This window comes from Flavobacteriales bacterium (assembly GCA_025210295.1).
GTDB lineage: Bacteria > Bacteroidota > Bacteroidia > Flavobacteriales_D > Parvicellaceae > S010-51.
The window spans coordinates 194,046-214,483 of sequence record JAOASC010000016.1 but is presented as its reverse complement, the minus strand read 5'-3'; the positions used below and the strand labels follow the sequence as shown (position 1 = coordinate 214,483).

Sequence of the window (20,438 nt, the reverse complement as noted above, 5' to 3'; positions counted from 1 at the left end):
TTACCTGACAAGCTCCTCACGATATAAATATTTCTTTTGTAAAGATTCAAAAGGGCGATAGATATAATAAACATAATTGTCTTTTATGGTAAGTTGATCTACATAGCGATTACTCAATTTTAATGTCTGAATAGTCTTACCTGTATTTAAGTCAAATTGTTTTAAGTAGTAATAACCACCTTTGTTGTAGAGTGCATAGATATCTTGCGTTGTTTGGTCTTTAATAAGTGGTTGTTCCCATTTTTCTTTACTTCCTTTTATCTTTAATTGAAACGGGATAGAGTCAACAAGATCATGATCACTATCGAACTTAAAGATATAGTTTTTGTATTGATCAAAAATGAGTACAGTATCTTCTCTGATAAATAACGGAGCATATACAGGTTTATATAAAAAGTCTTGCGTAAAAGAAGCAGCTCCAATCCATATTTCTTTATCAATCCCTGTTTCTTGTTCTTTTCTATAAGCCCAGAGTTTCTCTCGTCCACTAACGTACTTATATTGGGCACGATAAAGTTCCATCATAAAATCATCTTGAACACTACATAATTTATGATGGGCAGAGTCTGTACGATTGGTAACTAAAAAATCTACAGCTGGATAATTTTCTGAAAAGTTAGAATAGTAAAAATCGTCCTGTATAGTGTCGATAATTCGTTGGTAAAACCCATAGAAATCTTCTTTTAGAATTGGAGTTAATTTAATTTGTTGTCGATGAATTCGAATATGATAGACATGGGCAGTACAAACCAAAAAATAAGTACCAGCATAATCCTTGTAAAGGTAGCGTGGCTGATCAGGAATGGTATATTCTGTAATTATTTGTTGTTGAGCATCTGTTAAGATGAGTTTCCCATCTTTTTTTAAGCTTTTACTGTAAGTAAGTAACAAAAGTTGATCATCTTCCAATAGCATATAATCCTGAATAGAGAAGAGCGGGTTCCCGTATACGGTATCAACTCTTGTTGCTGTAACAATAACTTCTTTAAAAACTAACTCACTTAATTTGATGGAGAGCTTTACCTCACCTTTCTTCGCGTATTTTTTCGCTTTTCTTGCTGAAAAGAACAGGGTGTCATTGATATAACCAACGTGGTTGAATACAATGTAGCGATCATTTGGGTAATTGATTTTAAGTTTAAATTCACCTTTTTCATTGGAACGAATTGTCGTTTGATTCGAGCTGGTGTTAATTTTTACATCAGGAATAGGCATTAGGTTGTTGTCAATAATTTTACCCCGAACAACAAATCCATAATCTTGCGCAAGAATGAATGAATGAGCAAACAATAATGTATAAAGTAATAATCTTTTCATAAAAAAGTAAAGGTCGTTAAAATGGTGTTAAACAGAAAAATATTTTTTTATAATGATGCATAAAAAGTGTATATTCCACAAAAATTATTTTAACAACATTAAATACATAAAAACGAAAACATGTTAGATTCAATATTAGGAGGGTTAAAAGATCAAATCCCAGGAGATTTATTAGAGAAAGTAGGATTAGACGCATCTAAAGCTGGTGATGTAGCAAATTTAGCTGGAGAATCAGCTAAAGAAGTGATGAGTAAACAATTAGCTTCAGGAGCTATGGATACTGTAATGAATCTATTTTCTAAAAGAGAAAACTCATCCTCTGCAAATTCTTTACAAAATGATTTGACCTCAAACTTTATTGGGAAATTAGGAACAAAGTTAGGGTTAAGTGAAGGAATGGCAAAAACAGTAGCAAGTGCGATTATTCCAAAGATTTTATCAATGATTACGAATAAAAATGAAGAAACACCTGCTTCAGATACTTCAAGTATTGCTTCAATGTTTGGAGGAACAGATGATATCATGGACAAAGCCAAAGGAATGCTAGGAGGTTTATTTGGGTAAATAGCTCTAATTAAAAGATGTAAAGCCTTTTGTTCAATCTTGAGCAGAAGGCTTTTTTGTTTAAAACTCCTTCTTTAGGAAGTTTGTAATTTTTGTATTTTTAGAGTCTAATAAATTAGGAAATACTATAAAATGAAAAACTTTGTCTTGTTACTCATAGCTATTGGAAGCTCTTTTCTTGCATTAGGGCAACTGAATTTAAGTGCCGAAACAACTTATAATTTAGAGGAGCTATCCAATTTTTATAAAGAAAATACTCCAACTGAGCAAAATATAAAAAAGCATTTTGCAAAACTACCTATTTATAAAGTTAACGGAGAATATTGTCTATCAACTGTTGCTAAGGTTAATGTTGGTTTTAAAGAAGAAGATTTAAATAAAAACGCTTTTTTGGGCAGTAGAATAGGTGATGTGGTAACCATCAAAATTCCCTTGACTAATATTGAGCGTTATACTACCTATAAGAATGTATTATTTTTGTCCATAGCAGATCGTATTCAGCCTTTGAATAAAAAAATGACAGCAGATTTACGAGTAGATAGTGTCTGGCAGGGAATAAATATGCCTCAAGGGTATACAGGTAAAAATGTATTGATAGGAATTACAGATTGGGGATTTGACTATGATCATCCCATGTTTATGGATACTACTTTGACAACTTCTAGAGTAAGAGCTGCCTGGGATCACTTTAAAATTGAAGGAAATCAACCAGCTATGGGATATGGAGTTGAGTATGTGACACCAGCAGCATTAGATGCAGCAAATTCTGATACAGCAAGTTATTACTATGATTATGCTACGCATGGAAGTCATGTTGCTGGAATTGCCGGAGGAAGTGGAGCTGGTATAGGGTATAGAGGAGTAGCATTTGAAGCAGAATACCTTTTTAATTCTGTACAATTAGATGTCGGGTCAGTTATTGATGCGTTTAATTGGATGAAAAATATTGCAGATCAGGATAGTAAAAGACTGGTCATTAATATGAGTTGGGGACTCTATTATTTAGGGACTATGGATGGGACTTCTCTAATTAGTCAAGCGATCAATACGTTAAGTAGTCAAGGGGTTGTCTTTGTAACTTCTGCGGGGAATAATGGAGATGTTGATTTACACATAAAAAAAGAATTTAATAACGATACTATAACATCAAGAATTAGTTTTTATGGGTATAATGCCCATCCAGCAATGTGGGGGCAAAGTATCTCAATGTGGGGAGAACAGAATCATGAATTTAATGTAAAATTGGAGGTGTATGATGGAACGAATACATTGATTGGTGCTACTGATGTCTACAACACTCAGTTAAACGCTGGGTATCATGACTCTATCATAGTGATAGGGAATGATACAATATTTTATAACTATACTATTGATCACATACATCCACAAAATCAAAGGCCTCACGTTCGATTACGTGTAAAAAATACCAATTCTAATTATAAAGTAGTGTTGAACTCTTTTGCAGCAACAGGAACGGTGCATTACTGGAATGTTGTAGAATTAACAACCGGAGTTGGGAATTGGGGAATGCCATTTTATACATTCGGACAAAATGGAGTAGGAGGAGATGCTCATTATAGTTTGGGAGAACCAGCTTGTACAGAGAGTGCTATAACTGTGGCGGCACATCGTTCAGAAAATGTTACAGGGTCAGGTTCCATTTATCCAGGTGTTTTAGCTACATTTTCAAGTGAGGGTCCTACCTATGATGAACGAATTAAACCAGATGTTTCTGCACCAGGAGTAGGAGTAGTTTCCTCTATCAATTCTTATACAACAAGAGCGTTCTCTTCAGTAGCAAATACCAGTTTTAATGGAAGAACGTATCACTTTGCCGCATTTTCTGGAACATCCATGTCTTCACCAGCAACTGCTGGAGTTGTGGCGTTAATGCTAGAAGCAAACCCTTTAATTGCTCCTGCAGATGTTAGAAATATGTTGAGGTTAACAGCCAGACAAGATAACAGAACAGGAGTGATCACAGCTCCTGGAAGTACCGAGTGGGGAATGGGGAAAGTAACCGCTACAGCAGCACTTCAGATGGCATTAAGTACGGTTGCAATTGAAGAGAATAATATTAAGAACTCACTGATGGTGTATCCTAATCCTGTTCAAAGTGAGTTGACATTAAAGCTTGAACACCCATTAGAAAAAACAGTTATTTATACAATCTATTCAATCGATGGAAAATTAATAACCTCAGGTGAACTTAATGATACTCAGGTAATAACTGTTAATGAATGGAAAGCAGGAGTTTATTTTGTTCAAATAAAAACCCAACAAAAAATAGCAACTGTTAAGTTTATTAAGGAGTAGGAGTATAGTCATTTAGAGAGATAGACCTAAGTGAAAAAAGAGCTACCATAGAAAAGGGTAGCTCTTTTTGGGTCTATTCTACAATAGTAATAGGGTGACTCCTAGTACTACCTCCATTTTTGTATTTGATTTGGTTTGCCCCATTAGGACTAATAACATCATCAATGAGTATTTTACCGTTCTCCACTTTTAAGTCAATACTAAGGTTATAATAACCTTGTGCAGGATATTTGATGATATTTAATTGTTCTTTACTAGCTCCATTAGCTTTTGCTTTCTTAAATAAGTCTTTTGAAGCAGTTCTCTTTACACGATATGAAACCGAAAATTGTCCTTGTCCCCCTTTTTCAATTTGAGTTCTGTTTGAGGCGAAACCAAGTTGAACAGAATCCAAATAATAATCTTTCATAGTTTGTTTTAAATTGTAAAATTGATTAAAAGCAGATTGGCCAGCTTCAGTAGAGAATAGCGTAGTTAATAGTTCTCCTTTAATAAACTCTTCTTTGGGAACTTGGGTTAAACGTAACAACACTAAACTTTTTAAGTCATTCATATACTTAATACTGTATACAGAGATCTCTTTCGAAATTTGAGGGCCAGCTAATATTTCTTTTAGCGATAAATTTCGTAGAGATTGATAGGCTGGTACGTTAGGATCTTTTTCTACATTGGTAACCTCAATTTTGTTAAAATCTTGTTTTAAGGAGTAGTCTGTAAACTTCCATTTCCCATTAATTAAACCAATATCAGCAGTATAATATGCTGTTATATCTGCTGTCTCTCTAATTTCATACTCAATATAATCTCCTGCGCTAGATTCGTATTTAGCTCCTTTACCTTTTATCTTAATTTCATATTCATAATAAGTTACTCCTTGACGAATTCGTTGCTCTTTTCGTTCAAAACCTATTGTTTCAATTTGTGTAAAATGATATTTATTGTCCACTTCAAAGGCTTTTCCTTGTTCTTTGGATAAATCATTGAGTTTTTCAATTAATTGTGTAGTAGTAAGTTCTTTTCCCTTATAGCTCTTAACACTAATTGTGGCAATATTTAACTTGTATTTTCCTAAACTCTTTCGGTAGCCAGAATGTAAATAGTGATAACTGTTATAACTAATAATAAGATCGAAAGTAAATTGATCACCATTAGGGTATTGAGGTGTTGTTAATGTAAATTTATGATAGGCAGCATCAAAGTCAGCCACATGATCATAATAAAAAGTTCTTGCTCCAGTTGAGTACTTACGATAAGGTCCTCCTGAATGTTCGATTTTAATAGCTTCTAATCCAGATTGAACTCCAAAAAACTCAAGTTGTTTTTCTATACTTTCAGTCTTGAGTTTGATGTCTTTTAATGCACGATCTTTAGTAGGGATTTGTTGGCCATATAATAAGGTAAATCCAAGTGTTAAAATAAATGTAAAGGTGATTTTCATATTTTTTGTTTTTAGCATGAATATGAACCAAAACTAAGTGAAATCAGGCCTTTTAAACTCATCAAAATTGATGATTTTATAGATAAATACAATTATTTAGGTTGATTTGTTAAAAAAAAACGGGACGATAGAATACCTCCAGTAATATCTTAAAATTTTGTTAACTTTGCACATCTAAAATTATAAACAAGGCACAATGAAAAAGAATTTTTTATTAGTATTAGCATTTGTTTTTGGTACTGGAATTTATTCAGTTCGAGCAGATGAAGGAATGTGGTTACCACTTTTGATCAAAAGGTTAAATGGGGTAGACATTAAAAAACATGGATTAAAATTAACACCAGAAGAAATTTATTCGGTCAATAATTCCAGCTTAAAAGATGCTATTGTAGCATTAGGTGGAGGATTTTGTACGGGAGAAATTATCTCAAAAGAAGGGTTAATGTTAACCAACCATCACTGTGGTTTCGATGCTATTCAACAAAATAGTACTACAGAGCACGATTATTTAAGAGATGGTTTCTGGGCAATGAATAAAGGTGAAGAGATTCCAATTCCAGATTTATCAGTATGGTTTTTAGATCGTATGGATGATGTTACAGCTCGAGTATTAGAAGGTGTAACTGATGAAATGACCAATCAGGAGAGAGCGATTCTAGTTGATAAGAATATCAAAGCAATACAAGCAGAAGAAAGTAAAAAAGGAAATCAAAAAATTCAGATTAAAGATTTTTACAACGGGAATGAGTACTATATGTTTAAGTATAATATTTTCGAAGATGTACGTTTAGTTGGTGCGCCACCAGCATCTGTTGGTAAATTTGGAGGTGATACTGATAATTGGATGTGGCCTAGACATACAGGAGATTTCTCTATGTTTAGAGTTTATGCCAATAAAGATAATGCTCCATCAGCTTATGCTAAAGACAACAAACCTTATGAGCCTAAACATCATTTACCAGTGTCATTGGATGGTGTTGGAGAAGGAGATTTTGCCATGATTTTGGGGTATCCTGGAAGTACTGATCGCTATTTAACTTCCTATGGGGTAAAAGAGGCTGTTGATATTGAGCAACCTGCTAGAGTGAAAGTTAGAAGAATGAAATTAGACATCATGGAAGAAGGAATGAATTCATCTCAAAAGATTAGAATTCAGTATGCTTCTAAACATGCGCATGTAAGTAATTATTGGAAGTATTTCTTGGGACAATCTCAACAATTAGTTAAAAACAATGTACACGATAAAAAACTGGCTTTAGAAAATGAATTTAAAGCTTGGGCAGCAAAAGATGAAGCCAATCAAAAGAAATATGGAAAGGCACTTGATTTAATTGAAGCGTTTTATAAAGAAGGACAAGAATATGTATTACCGCAAGTTTACTTTGGAGAAGCAATTATGCAGGGACCTGAAGTGTTAAGTTTTGCCTTTGGAAATTTAAATTCACGTTCTAAATTACATCAAGCACTTTCAGAAGAAAATAAAGAAGCAGCAGCTGAAGCTAAACAAGAAATTTTAGCAAAGTCAGAAGCTTATTTTAAAGATTACAATGCTGAAATTGATGAAAAACTATTAGCAGCAATGTTAAGAGTTTATTTTGAAGATATTGATAAGAAATTTCACCCAGCTGCTTTAGTTAAATTAGCTGATGAGTATAATAATAACTTTAAAAAGTTAGCGAAAGATTATTTTGCAAGCTCACCATTTACTTCAAAACAAAAATTAGAAAATTGGTTAGAAGGGGTATCAATTAAAACAATAGAAGCTGATAAAGCATATTGGTTGACTTCAAGCTTTGTTGAAATGTATTATGAAACCATTGCAATGCCACAACAAACATTAGTTGAAAAAATTGATGAGGGAAAACGTTTGTTTATTGATGGGGTAAGAAAAATGAACCCAGAAAAAGCGTATGCTCCTGATGCTAATTCAACAATGCGTGTTACTTATGGAAATGTATTGTCTTATGAACCAAAAGACGGGGTAAAATATGAGTTGTACACAACTTTAAAAGGGGTAATGGAAAAAGATGCCCACACTACAAATAAAGATCACGAATTCTACGTTCCTCAAAAATTGGTTGATTTGTATAATGCTAAAGATTATGGTCAGTATGCAGAAAATGGAGAATTACATGTCGCATTTTTGTCGAATAATGACATTACAGGAGGTAACTCAGGTAGTCCAGTAATTAACGCTAAAGGTGAATTGATAGGAACAGCTTTCGATGGAAACTGGGAAGCTATGAGTGGAGATATCTACTTTGAACCTAATATTCAAAGAACCATTTCTTGTGATATTCGTTATGTATTGTTTATTATAGATAAATACGCTGGAGCGAAGCATTTGGTTGATGAAATGACTTTAGTAAAAACGAAAGAAAAGAAAGTATTAAAGAATCGTAAGAAGCAATTAAAACTGCTAAAGAAAAACGGTTTATATTAATCACTATGAGCTTAAAAAAGCCTTTCTATTGACTTAGAAAGGCTTTTTTATTTACAAAAGGAAGAGCAATGAGTTTAGAAAAAAAATTACAAAAAAGAAGTGGGAATAAATGTGAATTGTCTGGGAGTGAAGAAAATTTAGCCGTTTACAGTGTGCAACCAAAGCCAGAAGGTACTGAAAAAGATACTGTCTATATCAGTCAAACATGTATTGATCAAATAGAAAAGAAAACAGCAATGGATCCGAACCATTGGAGGTGTTTGAACGATTCGATGTGGAGTGAGGTGGATGCAGTAAAAGTTTTGGCATGGAGAATGTTAACAAGATTAAAAGCTGAAGGGTGGCCGCAAGACTTGTTGGATATGTTCTATATTGAAGAAGATGTTTTAGAATGGGCAAAAGCTACAGGAGAGCATCTGTCAGATGAAGATAAGGTTATTCATAAAGACGTCAATGGAGTCGTCTTAAGTGCAGGAGATTCAGTGGTGTTAATCAAAGACCTCAAAGTAAAAGGAGGAGGGTTTACAGCAAAAAGAGGAACAGCTGTAAGGAGAATAGCTTTAGATAGAGATAATTCAAAATATATTGAAGGAAAAGTAGATGGACAAACTGTGGTCATCATAACAGATTATGTCAAAAAAATGTAATTCAATTACTTTTAGGTTTTAAAAAGGCTCTATTTCTACACTATAGAAATAGAGCCTTTTTGCTTAAAGTGCTGACTATAAGGTAAAGGAAGTGAAAAAAAGAATAGTTAAAAAAGCTGAGGAATATCAGTTTAAGTAAAATTGTTTTTCGTATATTTAGCTGTCTTAAAACTAATGAGTCAAATGAAAATGGTTTCGAAATATTGTTTTAATAAACAAATCGAATTGAAAAGAAATCCAGAATGATCCAGTTCTGATTTTACATTGACTTTCTTGCGTAGTAAATACGCTTTTACATTACACATACTTAAATAAATTTTACATGCCACGTTATCATTCGTTAGGTAAAATTCCACCTAAAAGACACATAACTTTCGAAAAAGAAGATGGAAGTTTGTATCAAGAGGAATTATTTGGTACTGAAGGGTTTTCAGGAATGTCTTCTCTACTGTATCATATCCACCCACCAACAGTAGTTACTGAGGTGAAAAAGGTAAAAGATGTATCGCCTAAAATTGCGATAGAAAAAAATATGAAAGCTTTAAGTTTGCAAGGTTTTTCTTTGCCACAAGAAGCTGATTATATAGAGAGTCGTAAGACCTTATTTGTCAATAATGATTTACACATTGGAATTGCAGCTCCAAAAGAGTTTTCTGATGGATATTTTTATAAGAATGGGGATGCTGATGAAATGTTATTTGTGCATAAAGGCTCAGGAACATTCAAATCATCTTATGGAAATATACCATTTGAATATGGGGATTATATTATCATTCCAAGGGGGACAATCTATCAACTAGAATTTGATGGTGAGGATAACCGTTTATTATACATCGAGTCATTTAGCCCAATATATTCGCCAAAGCGTTATCGAAATGAATTTGGACAATTCTTGGAGCATTCGCCATTTTGTGAACGTGACTATAAATTGCCACAAAATTTAGAAACACATGATGAAAAAGGTGAGTTTAAGGTAAAGATCAAAAAACAAGGTGTTCTTTGGGAATATACTTATGGGAATCACCCATTTGATGTAGTTGGATGGGATGGATTTAATTATCCTTACGCATTTTCAATCCATGACTTTGAGCCAATTACAGGAAGAATACATCAACCACCACCTGTTCACCAACAGTGGGAAGCAAGAGGTTTTGTGGTGTGTTCATTCGTTCCTAGGTTGTACGATTATCATCCAAAAGCTATTCCAGCTCCTTATCACCATAGTAATATTGATTCTGAAGAAATCTTATATTATGTAGACGGAGATTTTATGAGCAGAAATAATATAGGGAAAGGACAATTTACATTACATCCGGGAGGAATACCTCACGGTCCACATCCAGGAGCAATTGAACGCTCAATTGGAAAAGTAAAAACTGAAGAACTAGCAGTAATGATAGATCCATTCGCACCAGTTATGATCACTGAAGAAGCTTTAAAACTAGAAACAGAAGATTACTACAAGAGTTGGATGGTTGATGATTGATGATTAATGAGCTAATAAGCTAATGAGATGATGAGATAATTGATGAAATTCACTGATAATCCTAAGTATAGAGATAATATTATTCTTAAACTTACTTTTGAGTTTGCAGTAGACATTGTGTTGTATTCAGAAAAACTTGAATATTTAAATAAGTCTGTAATAGCGAAACAAATTTTACGTAGTGGAACATCAATAGGAGCTAATGTTAAAGAATCTCAAAATGCCGAAAGTAAAAAAGATTTTATACATAAAATTAAAGTAGCACTAAAAGAGGCTGATGAACTTGAATATTGGTTGTATCTCTGTAATGAAATTGAAACTTATCCTGATACTACCTTTTTGATTGAAAAACTAATTTCAATTATTAAAATATTAAATAGCATAATCAGTTCATCAAAAAATAAGAAATAGAAAAAAATAACCAATTAGCTAATTAGCTAATTCTCTAATTGATAAACATGGCAGCAGAAATAAAAAACTTAAAAAACATACAGAACGTAACTTACGGTTTAGAAAAATTATTCGATGAAGCAGAAGACTTTTTACCGTTATTAGGAACAGATTATATTGAATTATATGTCGGGAATGCAAAGCAGTCGGCGCATTTTTATAAAACAGCATTTGGATTTCAATCTGAGGCATTTGCAGGTTTAGAAACAGGTTTAACTGATAGAGTCTCTTATGTTTTAAAGCAAGATAAGATCCGTTTAGTGTTAACAACTCCATTAGATGAGGGAGGTGTGATTAATGAACACATCAATAAACATGGTGATGGAGTTAAAGTTGTAGCACTTTGGGTAGAAGATGCTACTAAGGCGTTTGAAGAAACAACTAAAAGAGGAGCTAAGCCATATCTAGAACCAACCAGAGAAGAAGATGAAAATGGTTGGGTAGTACGTTCGGGAATCCATACTTACGGAGAAACAGTTCATATTTTTGTAGAGCGTAAGAATTACAATGGTATATTCTTACCAGGATATCAAAAATGGGAATCGCATTACAATCCAGAGCCTGTAGGGTTGAGATATGTTGATCATATGGTAGGAAATGTAGACTGGAATGAGATGATGACATGGTGCAACTTCTACAAAGAAGTAATGGGGTTTGCACAAATCGTGTCTTTTACTGATGATGATATCTCAACTGATTATACTGCGCTAATGAGTAAGGTAATGAGTAATGGTAATGGACGAATTAAGTTTCCAATTAATGAACCAGCAGAAGGGAAAAAGAAATCACAAATAGAAGAATATATTGATTTTTATAATGGAGCTGGTGTACAACACATTGCAGTAGCAACAAATGATATTGTAGCAACTGTATCTGCAATGCGTGACAGAGGTGTAGAATTTTTATATGTTCCAGATACTTATTACGATGATTTATTGGAGCGTGTAGGTGACATTGATGAAGATGTAGAAGTCTTAAAAAAGCATGGGATATTGATTGATAGAGATGATGAAGGATATCTGTTGCAGTTGTTTACCAAACCAGTTGTAGATCGTCCAACAATGTTTTTTGAAATTATACAACGTAAAGGAGCACAGTCATTTGGAGTAGGTAACTTCAAGGCTTTGTTTGAAGCTATTGAAAGAGAGCAAGCGAATAGAGGAACGTTGTAATTGAATTCAGATGATGTGCAATGTGTTTACTTTTAGTATACCCATTGCACATTGATTTGTTTTTCTGTTGATAGTAGAATAGCTAAGGATTATTTGATATTGAAAAGATGAAAAGAGTATGGAGTATCATTGTTTTACTAACCAATTTATTGGTTATAAATGCTTATGCTCAAACAATAGATTCTACCAATATCGATTCTTTATTACAAGCTAAGTTTGATGCACATTATTCGAAAACATTTACACTAGAAGATTCGGTGTTTGAAGCAGGGAGTGTTTTAGTTGAGGATGTTTGGTTTTATGATGGGAGGTTACATTCAGTAGGAAAAAAGCAACTTGATTCATTAGTTTTATTTTTAAAAAAACATCAATTTAAGTTAAAAATTGTTGTTCATACAGATGTAAGAGGTAATGAAATGTTTAATAACGCTTTGTCTAAAAGGAGAGCTGAAAGTGTAATGTATTATTTAATTTCAAAAGGCATTAGTGAATCTCGATTGAAGTCATCAGGAAAAGGTGAATCAGCTTTGTTAATTTCAAAAGAAGAAACCTTGGCATTACCAACAAAAGAACTACAAAATAAAGCACATGACTTAAACAGAAGAACAGAATTTAAAATAATAAGTATTGATTAAATGTTCTCTCATGGAGAGCAAATAGGAATAAAAGAGGTTGATTAACAGGTAAACTATGAAGTTAAGAAATATAATAACATTAGCAGTGCTATTCTTAGGCTTAGCAAGTTTTGGTTTAGCTCAAGACTTAAGAAAAGGAGGTTCTAGTTTTGGGAGAATCGAATCAGATGGTGCTGTACGTATTAGAGGGAGTATCAAAGGTAAATTTGAATCAAATGGTTCAATACGTGTGAGTGGAAGTATAAAAGGTAGAATAGAATCGAACGGTAGTATTCGTAAAAATGGTTCAATTGTAGGAAGAGTGGAATCGAACGGTGATGTAAGGAAGAGTGGGAGTATTGTGGGAAGAATTGAGTCGAATGGAGATATTAGAAAAAGAGGAAGCATAATAGGTTCTGCTAGAGGGGTAGATAAAGAGCAAGCTGCTGTTATCTACTTTTTTGACTTTTTTGAAATCCCTTAAGAATAATTGAATTCATAATAAATAAACATTGTAAATAAAACAAACTACACACAAAGAACAATGGAAAGAAAAGAAATATTGGAACAGATTGATAAAAAATACAACGATTTAGGAATAAATCCAGATGTATTGTTAGAAGGTTTGTTGCATGGCAACCCTATTACGTATTGGGATTATATCCAAACAGATGCCTTATTAGGTTTACAGATTCAACGTACTGATCAACCAGATGAAATGGTATTTATCATGTACCATCAAATCAATGAATTGCTATTTAAGATGGTAATTTGGGAAATCGATCAAATTGCGAATGCAGAAGAAATAACTGCTGAAAAATTTACCAAACACCTCATGCGTATTAGCCGTTATTTTGATATGTTATCAAAGTCGTTTGATATTATGGGAGATGGAATGGATGTGGAGCAGTATATGAAGTTTAGGAACACGTTAACTCCTGCAAGTGGATTCCAAAGTGCTCAATATAGAATGATTGAGTTTTGTTCAACAGAGTTAATTAACTTAATAGACTATCGTTTTAGAAAAATTATTGATAGAAATACTCCGTTTGAATATGCTTTTGAATACCTTTATTGGCAAGCAGCAGGCAAAATACCTAATTCAGATAAGAAAACGCCATTACTACAGTTTTTTGAAGATAAGTATAAAGTCAAGTTGTTACGTGTAATGCGTAATTATAACCAAACGAACTTATGGACCAAGTTTAAATCATTGCCACTAAAAGTAAGAGAAGATATTGGTTTAATAAATGCTATGCGTCATTATGACCATACAGTAAATGTCAGTTGGGTGATGGCACATTATAATGCAGCAGGAAAGTATTTAGGAGATGCTGATGCAACAGGCGGAAGCCCATGGAGAAAATATATGCATCCTAAATATCAAAAAAGGGTATTCTTCCCTGAGTTATGGTCAAAAGAAGAATTTGATAATTGGGGAATAACTAATTTAGAAGGATATGAAGTTTTGACTGATGTTCCTTCATTTGAAAATGATAAATAAATAGAAGCGTTCTATATAAGTGAAATTGAATACAAAAAGAGTTAATTTTTAATGTATCGTTTCAACTTTAGATAACTTCTTAGTATATTCAAGGCACTAAAGCTACTATATAAAATTATGGAAGATCAAAAAAAGTTAGAAGAGTTTCAAGCGAAAATTGATGCAGGGATAAAAATAGAACCAAAAGATTGGATGCCAGAGAAATATAGACAAACATTAGTGCGTCAGATGTCTCAACATGCCCATTCTGAGGTGATAGGAATGCAACCTGAAGGAAACTGGATTACAAGAGCACCTAGCTTAAGAGCTAAGAAAATTTTGATGGCCAAAATTCAAGATGAAGGAGGGCATGGTTTGTATTTATATTGTGCTGCTGAAACTTTAGGGGTCTCAAGAGATCAATATATTCAGTGGTTACATGAGGGGAAAGCAAAATATGCAAGTGTATTTAACTACCCATCTCCAACTTGGGCAGATATGGGAGCTATTGGTTGGTTAGTTGACGGAGCTGCCATTGTAAATCAAGTCTCTTTACAACGAACATCTTATGGACCATATTCTAGAGCGATGGTTAGAATTTGTAAAGAAGAAAGTTTCCATCAACGTCAAGGTTATGAAATAATGGCTGAAATGGCTAAAGGGACTCCTGAGCAAAAACAAATGGCTCAAGAGGCATTAAATAGATGGTGGTGGCCTTCATTAATGATGTTTGGTCCTCATGATAAAGAATCTGCTAATTCTGGTCAATCAATGAAATGGGGAATTAAACTAGAATCGAACGATGATTTACGTCAACAGTTTATTGATAAAACAATTCCTCAAGCAGAATTAATTGGATTAAAGGTTCCAGATGATAATGTTGAGTTACTACCGAATGGATCTTATAAAACAAGTGATATTGATTGGGACGAATTTTGGAATGTTATCAAAGGAAACGGACCATGTAATGCGCAACGTTTAAAACACCATAAAAAAGCACATGATGATGGAGCATGGGTAAGAGAAGCTGCTGCTGCATATGGTAAAAAACAAATGGAATTAGTAGGGTAATTAGCTAATTGACCAATTGAGAAAAATGCGTTAAGGATAGAAACGATAGTTTTTTAGTCGGTTCGAGTGGTTTAATTTTGAAAAAATGAAATTGTATTGAGAATTGCAAAAAAGATATAGCGGATAGCCTGACCGAAAGGAACGCAGTTAATAATAAATGAAAAAGTAACAAGATTAGAGTATAGAAAAAGTTAATTTGTCTTTTATCTTAAATCTTTTAATCTTGAATCTAAATAATAAAAAAATGAGTACAGATAATCAAGGACCAGTTTGGGAAGTATTTGTTCAAACAAAACCAGGGAAACCATTTAGGCATGCAGGAGCAGTTCATGCTTATGACAAGAGTATGGCAATGGAAAATGCTAGAGACTTATATACACGTCGTTCAGAAGGAACAGCATTATGGGTGGTAAAAGCAGAAGATATTGTGGCTAGCCAACCAGAAGATGTAGGTGCTTTTTTCGATCCTGCTAATGATAAAGCATATCGCCATCCTACATTTTATGTAATGCCAGAAGGAGCAAAGCATATATAGTTGTTTAGACTGAAGACCAGAAGAGTCAAGAAATAAGACTATTGGTCGAAGTACAATATTGAATCAATAAGAATAAGCGGAAGTCTTAACGTCTTTTGTCTTAAAATCTTAAAGTCTAAAAATAAAATGAACCATTTACAAAAATATAGTTTAAGAATAGCTGATAATAGCTGGATTTTAGGGAATAGACTAGGAGAATATTCTAGTAAAGGACCTTTTTTAGAAGAAGATTTAGCCATTACGAATGTAGGTTTAGATCATATCGGTTTAGCTGAAGGCGTGTATAAATACGTCGCTGACTTGGATGGAACTAAATCTGCTGATGATTTTGCTTTTAGAAGAGCAGAACATGAATATTACAATATACAATTGGTAGAATATCCCAACGAAGATTTTGCTTATATTATGGCAAGACAGTTTTTGTTTGATGTTTATCAATTTTTCTTTTTGGAAGCCTTAGCTGAAAGTAAAGATGAAACTTTGGCTGCTTTGGCACAAAAGTCTTTAAAAGAAGTTACTTACCATTTAAGAAGAAGTACACAATGGATGTATCGTCTTGGAGATGGGACTGAAGTCAGTCATATAAAAATTCAAGGAGCATTAAATCACTTGTGGATGTATAAAGACGAATTATTCTTTATGGATGAAACAGATGAAGAAATGATAAAAGTTGGAGTAGGAGTAGACTTAAAAGCCGTTCAGGACAAATGGAATGAACGTGTAGAAGAAGTGTTAACAAAAGCAACGCTAACTTTACCTGAAATGCCAGTATATTCTTTAGAATACGGTAAGAATGGACATCATACAGATCACATGGGGTATATTTTATTGGATATTCAATACCTAAATAATAAATATCCTGATGCGAAGTGGTAGGCAAGTGATGATTGTATATAATTATTGAAGAGAATAGACTTGTGGATGAACAAGTCTATTTTTTTTGACATGAATAATAGCTTAATCAACATATCAACTCAAACACTTAATGCACTTGCGCAAAATAAGTCTGTTTTATTAAGAGACAGAATTATTTTTGAGGAAGAGTTAAACAGCCGTGGAGAACAACTAAAGGCTATAGCTCAAAAACAGGAGAACATTCGATTCAATTCCTCGATATTTTCTGGGAGAGCGATTTTTTTGCTGTTGGTTCCAATTTTGTATTATAACTATATATCTGCTAAAACATTAGTCAATCAAGGACAAAAAGCGCAAAATCAGTTTTATGCAATCAGTATAGCTGTGGGAATAATTTTGTATACTAGCTTTACTTTGCTAAAACAATTATTTAACTAACTGTAATTTATTTTTAGGATAGAGTTGTTCTAAACCAAAATCATTACAAGTATATTCTCCAATTCTCCAATCTAAGACTAGCCAATAGAGTCCGTTTTCATCAATTGTAGGAGTTAGTTTCTTATTAGGGTCTTTATAAAAACTTCTAATAGTAGTAACAGCTGTATTATAATGTGCTTCAGTCCCAATAAGTACTTCACACCAAGCATGACCACCTCCATCGCATTGTCCTCCCATTATACGAGCAATTCCACCAATTGACTCAACACAAGCGGCGTTTAATACTGCAAAATCATCACAATCACCAGCAAGTCCAATTGCTATTGTTCGATCAGCTCTAGAATAAAAATCATCTCTCAATACTGTTGGGTCACTGATGTATTTCCAGTTGCTAAATAAATGTAAGTTTAAAGCACAGATTTGATTCATTCCACTTTTACCAGGAAGTCCTCTTTCTGTATCATAAAAATTACCTGGAAAATCTTTGACAATGGTTAATGCATAATCTCTAACACAAGGCTCATCAGTTGTAACAGCTTCTTGAAAAGATTTTGTTTGACTACTAGTATCCATAGCACTTTTACACCAACCAACAGCAGCTAATTCTTTCGCTTGTTGTTTAATAAGTGCTTTAAATTTTTCATTCTCTTTTTTGAGTTGTTCTAATGTTGCCTTGTCTTCTTCAAGTTTATTAATGTTTTCTTGAAGCTCTTCCATCTTTTCTTCTTTCTCTTTTTGATTCAAAACAGTATCCGTTTCAACCGTTTGGATATAAGAAACGACTTCAGGCATATCTTGATATTCTGGATCAATAAGACTAGCAAGAGAAGAAAAACCTTTGTCTACGGTGATTTCAAATTTGTTTTCAAATTGAAAAAGTTCGAAAGCTTGAGATATACCAATAAAAGATAGCGGGAGTATAATAATAATGGCAAATAAAGCTTTAAAAGAAAACTTTGAAGAGTAACTTAAAAGCAAGCCTAATAAAATAGAGCTAACCCCAACGAGGTAATTCAGGTTGAAATTAGAGGTAATGTTACTCAATGCCATGATCTTTTTTAACCAAACCATAAAACTTACTTCAACTGAAGTAGAGATAAGCAGAAACCCAATGACTAATCCTAAAAAAGTAGCACCAATTGTTTCTCCACCACCAAAAATTACAGCGAGTAATATTAGTGAAAGACCAATTATACTAAGAGCAGAGGCAGTACCTATTGCTCCAAGGTTTTGTTCTAAGAATAATTGAGGATCATTTATTCCAAAAATCGCAAGGAGCTGGGGGAGTAGAATAAAGAATCCTAGAAAACCTAGGGTTGTAATAATCTTTTCGTAAGCGGTCATAAAGTTTAATTGTAGAAAAGCCACTTATTAAAATTTAATAAGTGGCTTTTGATTTTATAAAAGGCTATAGGTAATTATATATTTTCAATAACCATAGCAGAAGCACCTCCGCCACCGTTACAAATACCAGCAGCTCCATATTTTCCATTATTTTGCTTTAACACATTGATTAAAGTAACGATAATTCTAGAACCACTATTTCCTAGAGGATGTCCTAAAGAAACAGCACCACCATTTACATCAACTTTTGCAGGATCTAACCCTAATTTTTGAGTGTTGACTAATCCTACAACAGAGAATGCTTGGTTTAATTCCCAGTAATCAATATCAGCAATTTCTAAGTTTGCTTTCTTTAAAGCAACAGGAACAGCTTTTGAAGGTGCAGTTGTAAACCATTCTGGTTCGTGAGCAGCATCTCCATATCCAACAATTTTTGCAATTGGTTTCAACCCTAATTCTTCCACTTTTTCTTTGCTAGCTAAAATTAAAGCAGAAGCACCATCATTTAAAGTAGAAGCGTTAGCAGCAGTTACTGTACCTTCTTTATTAAATACAGCTCTTAACTGAGGGATTTTTTCCATTTTTACATTGGTGTACTCTTCGTCTTTGTTGACAACAATAGCATCACCTCTTCTTTGTGGAACTTCAACAGGAACAATTTCTTCATCAAATTTCCCAGCATCCCATGCTTTAGCAGCTCTATTATAAGATTCAATAGCAAAATTATCTTGATCTTCTCTAGTAATGTTGTATTCAGTAGCACATTTGTCAGCGCAAACTCCCATGTGTACCTGGTTGTAAACATCAGTTAAACCATCTTTAACCATTCCATCTACTAACTTAACATCACCTAATTTTACAGCATTACGCGCGCTGTAGTAATGAGGAACCATACTCATGTTTTCCATTCCACCTGCAACAACAATATCATTGTCTCCAGCTAAAATAGATTGAGTTGCTAAACTAATAGCTTTCATTCCAGAAGCACATACTTTATTTACTGTAGTAGAAGGAACATCTTCAGATAGCCCAGCAAAAATTGCAGCTTGTCGAGCAGGAGCTTGTCCCAAGTTTGCTTGTAAAACATTCCCCATAAATACTTCATCAACTAATTGAGCATCTATGTTAGCCTTACCTAAAGCACCTTTAATTGCTGCAGCACCTAATTTAGTAGCAGGAACAGTTGATAATGATCCTCCAAAGCTTCCAATTGGAGTTCTTACAGCCGAAATAATATAAACTTCTTTCATTTTGTGTATTTAGTTTTAAATTGAGTTAAAAATCCTTGCAAATTTAGTAAAAATAGTTGATATTGAGAGGGTAGAAAGTAACGAATTATAGACTTCCAGTTAAGAATATAAACTTTAATAAAATGTGTAAAAAAGTTCTTTTAGTAGGAATGCTTAGTGTGTTATGGATAGGTGTGCGTGCCCAAGGTTATACCCCTTTGTTGGACAACTATAATGAGTGGAGATTAACGTCATGTTATTTTGGTTGTGTCGACGATAAATATTATACAGATGGAGATACTATTGTGGATGGGAATTCCTATAAGATTTTGGATGGCTACCATTATATCTCAAGAACTTTCCTTTTAAGAGAAGATATTCATGAAAGAAAAGTATACCTAAAGTTGGCTAATTATAATTCTAGGCCAGATGAATTTTTGTTATATGATTTTTCATTGTCTGTAGGAGACTCAATGAATGTTTATAATCCTATAGCTCCATTTGTGTTTGATGCAGGGATGTTTCAGCTTGATTCTATTGCTTTGCATCCTTTAGTGGATGGGAATAGTTACAAACATTTTTATTTACATGCGTTGGATACAGTTCAAGCGGGTAGGCAAAATGCAGTTTGGATTGAGGGAGCTGGCTCGTTATCATTAATAAATGCACCTGGAGCAACTCCCAATGTTAATGGGGCTGGTAAAATAAGCTGTTTCTTTAAAAATGACCAGTTGTTTTATAGCCAATTAGATTCTACCAATGAGTGTTCAACTGATTATACAGTTGGTGTAAGAGGTCAAGAATTGTTCGATATAGATCTGATTACGAATCATATCGACAAAAATGTATTGGTTAAGTATAATGGAATCAAACCTGTGGAATTGGCAATCTATACCATTAATGGACAATTATTAACTAAACAAAAAATCTTCTCAGAAGAAGTAGTTGATATTAGTAGTTTTAACAAAGGAATACTATTGTTTGAATTTACTATAGGAGAGAAGAAAATCTTTAAAAAGGTGTTGAGTTGGTAAAA

Annotated in this window: 19 protein-coding genes; 15 read left to right on the top strand and 4 right to left on the bottom strand. The window is 33.4% G+C overall.

All coding sequences use genetic code 11. From position 1 onward, the window contains the following. On the bottom strand, positions 1 to 1,317 hold the full coding sequence (locus N4A35_03625) for a carboxypeptidase-like regulatory domain-containing protein (GenBank protein ID MCT4580484.1): 1,317 nt from the start codon (positions 1,315 to 1,317) through the stop codon (positions 1 to 3). A 120-nt stretch (positions 1,318 to 1,437) separates the two neighbouring features. On the opposite strand from N4A35_03625, the gene N4A35_03620 reads away from it, so the two are divergent. Continuing rightward, positions 1,438 to 1,881 carry a hypothetical protein gene (locus N4A35_03620; GenBank protein MCT4580483.1) on the top strand — a complete coding sequence of 148 codons (444 nt, stop codon included), beginning with the start codon at positions 1,438 to 1,440 and terminating at the stop codon, positions 1,879 to 1,881. A gap of 132 nt (positions 1,882 to 2,013) precedes the next feature. Beyond that, complete coding sequence (locus tag N4A35_03615; GenBank protein MCT4580482.1) at positions 2,014 to 4,197, top strand: S8 family peptidase; 2,184 nt, start codon at positions 2,014 to 2,016, stop codon at positions 4,195 to 4,197. A 73-nt stretch (positions 4,198 to 4,270) separates the two neighbouring features. On the opposite strand, the gene N4A35_03610 is transcribed toward N4A35_03615, so the two are convergent. Further along, on the bottom strand, positions 4,271 to 5,635 hold the full coding sequence (locus N4A35_03610; GenBank protein ID MCT4580481.1) for a hypothetical protein: 1,365 nt from the start codon (positions 5,633 to 5,635) through the stop codon (positions 4,271 to 4,273). Positions 5,636 to 5,831: 196 nt separating this feature from the next. Here N4A35_03610 and N4A35_03605 point away from each other — a divergent pair, with 196 nt between their 5' ends. From N4A35_03605 to N4A35_03550, 12 genes are all read left to right on the top strand, one after another. Beyond that, a complete protein-coding gene (locus tag N4A35_03605) occupies positions 5,832 to 8,078 on the top strand; it encodes a S46 family peptidase (protein ID MCT4580480.1) in 2,247 nt (748 codons plus the stop codon). Between the two features lie 68 nt (positions 8,079 to 8,146). Beyond that, a complete protein-coding gene (locus N4A35_03600) occupies positions 8,147 to 8,725 on the top strand; it encodes a PhnA domain-containing protein (GenBank protein ID MCT4580479.1) in 579 nt (192 codons plus the stop codon). Positions 8,726 to 9,047: 322 nt separating this feature from the next. Next, a complete protein-coding gene (locus N4A35_03595; protein ID MCT4580478.1) occupies positions 9,048 to 10,211 on the top strand; it encodes a homogentisate 1,2-dioxygenase in 1,164 nt (387 codons plus the stop codon). Between the two features lie 42 nt (positions 10,212 to 10,253). Beyond that, entirely contained in the window at positions 10,254 to 10,622 is a 369-nt protein-coding gene (locus N4A35_03590; GenBank protein MCT4580477.1) for a four helix bundle protein, read from the top strand. Between the two features lie 47 nt (positions 10,623 to 10,669). Then, positions 10,670 to 11,833, top strand: a complete 1,164-nt coding sequence (gene hppD / locus N4A35_03585; GenBank protein ID MCT4580476.1) for a 4-hydroxyphenylpyruvate dioxygenase — start codon at positions 10,670 to 10,672, stop codon at positions 11,831 to 11,833. A 107-nt stretch (positions 11,834 to 11,940) separates the two neighbouring features. Continuing rightward, complete coding sequence (locus tag N4A35_03580) at positions 11,941 to 12,468, top strand: OmpA family protein (GenBank protein ID MCT4580475.1); 528 nt, start codon at positions 11,941 to 11,943, stop codon at positions 12,466 to 12,468. A gap of 55 nt (positions 12,469 to 12,523) precedes the next feature. Continuing rightward, on the top strand, positions 12,524 to 12,931 hold the full coding sequence (locus N4A35_03575) for a polymer-forming cytoskeletal protein (GenBank protein ID MCT4580474.1): 408 nt from the start codon (positions 12,524 to 12,526) through the stop codon (positions 12,929 to 12,931). A gap of 60 nt (positions 12,932 to 12,991) precedes the next feature. After that, positions 12,992 to 13,951 (top strand): tryptophan 2,3-dioxygenase family protein, encoded by a 960-nt coding sequence (locus N4A35_03570; GenBank protein MCT4580473.1) that lies wholly within the window; start codon positions 12,992 to 12,994, stop codon positions 13,949 to 13,951. Between the two features lie 114 nt (positions 13,952 to 14,065). Next, positions 14,066 to 15,001, top strand: coding sequence for a 1,2-phenylacetyl-CoA epoxidase subunit A (paaA, locus tag N4A35_03565; protein MCT4580472.1), 936 nt, complete (start codon positions 14,066 to 14,068; stop codon positions 14,999 to 15,001). A gap of 244 nt (positions 15,002 to 15,245) precedes the next feature. Next, a complete protein-coding gene (paaB, locus tag N4A35_03560) occupies positions 15,246 to 15,536 on the top strand; it encodes a 1,2-phenylacetyl-CoA epoxidase subunit B (protein ID MCT4580471.1) in 291 nt (96 codons plus the stop codon). 126 nt (positions 15,537 to 15,662) lie between these two features. Next, positions 15,663 to 16,412 (top strand): phenylacetate-CoA oxygenase subunit PaaC, encoded by a 750-nt coding sequence (paaC, locus tag N4A35_03555; protein ID MCT4580470.1) that lies wholly within the window; start codon positions 15,663 to 15,665, stop codon positions 16,410 to 16,412. 69 nt (positions 16,413 to 16,481) lie between these two features. Beyond that, positions 16,482 to 16,829, top strand: coding sequence for a hypothetical protein (locus N4A35_03550; GenBank protein MCT4580469.1), 348 nt, complete (start codon positions 16,482 to 16,484; stop codon positions 16,827 to 16,829). On the opposite strand, the gene N4A35_03545 is transcribed toward N4A35_03550, so the two are convergent. Both N4A35_03545 and N4A35_03540 read right to left on the bottom strand, forming a co-directional pair. Further along, positions 16,818 to 18,173: a hypothetical protein gene (locus N4A35_03545; protein MCT4580468.1), complete on the bottom strand. Its 1,356-nt coding sequence runs from the start codon at positions 18,171 to 18,173 to the stop codon at positions 16,818 to 16,820. The two genes, N4A35_03550 and N4A35_03545, sit on opposite strands and share 12 nt — an antisense overlap. Positions 18,174 to 18,247: 74 nt before the next feature. After that, on the bottom strand, positions 18,248 to 19,423 hold the full coding sequence (locus tag N4A35_03540; protein MCT4580467.1) for an acetyl-CoA C-acyltransferase: 1,176 nt from the start codon (positions 19,421 to 19,423) through the stop codon (positions 18,248 to 18,250). 122 nt (positions 19,424 to 19,545) lie between these two features. Here N4A35_03540 and N4A35_03535 point away from each other — a divergent pair, with 122 nt between their 5' ends. After that, positions 19,546 to 20,436: a T9SS type A sorting domain-containing protein gene (locus tag N4A35_03535; protein ID MCT4580466.1), complete on the top strand. Its 891-nt coding sequence runs from the start codon at positions 19,546 to 19,548 to the stop codon at positions 20,434 to 20,436. Positions 20,437 to 20,438: the final 2 nt, after the last annotated feature.

Coding starts and splice junctions, on each gene's coding strand:
- N4A35_03625 (MCT4580484.1), bottom strand. CDS start 1,317: ATGAAAAGATTATTACTTTATACATTATTGTTTGCTCATTCATTCATT.
- N4A35_03620 (MCT4580483.1), top strand. CDS start 1,438: ATGTTAGATTCAATATTAGGAGGGTTAAAAGATCAAATCCCAGGAGAT.
- N4A35_03615 (MCT4580482.1), top strand. CDS start 2,014: ATGAAAAACTTTGTCTTGTTACTCATAGCTATTGGAAGCTCTTTTCTT.
- N4A35_03610 (MCT4580481.1), bottom strand. CDS start 5,635: ATGAAAATCACCTTTACATTTATTTTAACACTTGGATTTACCTTATTA.
- N4A35_03605 (MCT4580480.1), top strand. CDS start 5,832: ATGAAAAAGAATTTTTTATTAGTATTAGCATTTGTTTTTGGTACTGGA.
- N4A35_03600 (MCT4580479.1), top strand. CDS start 8,147: ATGAGTTTAGAAAAAAAATTACAAAAAAGAAGTGGGAATAAATGTGAA.
- N4A35_03595 (MCT4580478.1), top strand. CDS start 9,048: ATGCCACGTTATCATTCGTTAGGTAAAATTCCACCTAAAAGACACATA.
- N4A35_03590 (MCT4580477.1), top strand. CDS start 10,254: ATGAAATTCACTGATAATCCTAAGTATAGAGATAATATTATTCTTAAA.
- hppD (MCT4580476.1), top strand. CDS start 10,670: ATGGCAGCAGAAATAAAAAACTTAAAAAACATACAGAACGTAACTTAC.
- N4A35_03580 (MCT4580475.1), top strand. CDS start 11,941: ATGAAAAGAGTATGGAGTATCATTGTTTTACTAACCAATTTATTGGTT.
- N4A35_03575 (MCT4580474.1), top strand. CDS start 12,524: ATGAAGTTAAGAAATATAATAACATTAGCAGTGCTATTCTTAGGCTTA.
- N4A35_03570 (MCT4580473.1), top strand. CDS start 12,992: ATGGAAAGAAAAGAAATATTGGAACAGATTGATAAAAAATACAACGAT.
- paaB (MCT4580471.1), top strand. CDS start 15,246: ATGAGTACAGATAATCAAGGACCAGTTTGGGAAGTATTTGTTCAAACA.
- paaC (MCT4580470.1), top strand. CDS start 15,663: ATGAACCATTTACAAAAATATAGTTTAAGAATAGCTGATAATAGCTGG.
- N4A35_03550 (MCT4580469.1), top strand. CDS start 16,482: ATGAATAATAGCTTAATCAACATATCAACTCAAACACTTAATGCACTT.
- N4A35_03545 (MCT4580468.1), bottom strand. CDS start 18,173: ATGACCGCTTACGAAAAGATTATTACAACCCTAGGTTTTCTAGGATTC.
- N4A35_03540 (MCT4580467.1), bottom strand. CDS start 19,423: ATGAAAGAAGTTTATATTATTTCGGCTGTAAGAACTCCAATTGGAAGC.
- N4A35_03535 (MCT4580466.1), top strand. CDS start 19,546: ATGTGTAAAAAAGTTCTTTTAGTAGGAATGCTTAGTGTGTTATGGATA.